Annotated in this window: 2 tRNA genes and 2 rRNA genes; all 4 read left to right on the plus strand. The window is 51.2% G+C overall.

The features are described from left to right. Window positions 1-633, plus strand: a 16S ribosomal RNA gene (locus DEU30_RS13525); the annotation flags it as partial. A 119-nt stretch (window positions 634-752) separates the two neighbouring features. Next, window positions 753-829: transfer RNA gene (locus DEU30_RS13530), tRNA-Ile, on the plus strand. Window positions 830-1,087: 258 nt separating this feature from the next. Then, window positions 1,088-1,163: transfer RNA gene (locus DEU30_RS13535), tRNA-Ala, on the plus strand. Between the two features lie 222 nt (window positions 1,164-1,385). Then, window positions 1,386-1,646 (plus strand): 23S ribosomal RNA (locus DEU30_RS13540); the annotation flags it as partial.

Consider the following 1,646-nt stretch of genomic DNA (forward strand, 5'->3'; position numbering starts at 1 on the left):
TCAAATGAATTGACGGGGGCCCGCACAAGCGGTGGAGCATGTGGTTTAATTCGATGCAACGCGAAGAACCTTACCATCCCTTGACATCCAGTGAACTTTCCAGAGATGGATTGGTGCCTTCGGGAACACTGAGACAGGTGCTGCATGGCTGTCGTCAGCTCGTGTTGTGAGATGTTGGGTTAAGTCCCGCAACGAGCGCAACCCTTATCCTTAGTTGCCAGCACGTAATGGTGGGAACTCTGGGGAGACTGCCGGTGATAAACCGGAGGAAGGTGGGGACGACGTCAAGTCATCATGGCCCTTACGGGATGGGCTACACACGTGCTACAATGGCGCATACAAAGGGCAGCAAGCCAGCGATGGTTAGCGAATCTCATAAAGTGCGTCGTAGTCCGGATCGGAGTCTGCAACTCGACTCCGTGAAGTCGGAATCGCTAGTAATCGTGGATCAGAATGCCACGGTGAATACGTTCCCGGGCCTTGTACACACCGCCCGTCACACCATGGGAGTGGGCTGCACCAGAAGTGGTTAGTTTAACCTTCGGGAGAACGATCACCACGGTGTGGTTCATGACTGGGGTGAAGTCGTAACAAGGTAGCCGTAGGGGAACCTGCGGCTGGATCACCTCCTTACAAAACAGCTTATCTTTTGTGTAGACAAAAAATTGCGTCCTGCATTTTTTGTCTACCTCACATCCGTGTGAGTAAGTGTCCACACAGTTTGCAGGCTTGATATAGATAGAGAAGAAACTGGGTCTGTAGCTCAGCTGGTTAGAGCGCACCCCTGATAAGGGTGAGGTCGGCAGTTCAAGTCTGCCCAGACCCACCATTTCTGCGCGATGGCTGCGTTGTTCGGGTATTCGCATACTGATGTATGCTTCACACCCTCTCGCCTTGCCCTCGCTTGAAATTCCCTTGTCAGGGCTGCCGCGATGTTGATAAAAGGGTTTCCCCGATGTCAGCACGCGCAGCATGAAGCTTTGAGAGCAAGGCGCACGTTGAGTGATTGAAGGAGCATACCTCGATGGTATGTGACTGATTGAACGAATCGCGCAACGCCGCTATCGAAGCTTCAGGCAAGCATTCTGGGGCCATAGCTCAGCTGGGAGAGCGCCTGCCTTGCACGCAGGAGGTCAGCGGTTCGATCCCGCTTGGCTCCACCATTTCTTCTCTTGTAACCGTTAGCGTTAAGCACTCTTTAATAAGAATGTTTACCGGTAACTCAGTGTTACGTGCTCTTTAACAACATGAAAAGCTGATTGTAATATTAAAAGTAAGAAATGCCACTCTACTTGAACAAACTGATTTGGTAGAGGCGTATCGAACTTGTGTACAGCGAGAACAAACAATCTTGGTCACGTATGCCAGACACCTTCGGGTTGTATGGTTAAGTGACTAAGCGTACACGGTGGATGCCTAGGCAGTTGGAGGCGATGAAGGACGTACTAACTTGCGATAAGCCATGATAAGCCAGTAAGAGGCACTTGAGTCATGGATTTCCGAATGGGGAAACCCAGTGTGCTTGCACACTATCCGGCACTGAATCAATAGGTGCCAGGAAGCGAACCCGGAGAACTGAAACATCTAAGTACCCGGAGGAAAAGAAATCAACCGAGATTTCCCCAGTAGCGGCGAGCGAACGGGAA

It is taken from the genome of Idiomarina sp. 017G, assembly GCF_004362265.1.
Taxonomy (GTDB): domain Bacteria; phylum Pseudomonadota; class Gammaproteobacteria; order Enterobacterales; family Alteromonadaceae; genus Idiomarina; species Idiomarina loihiensis.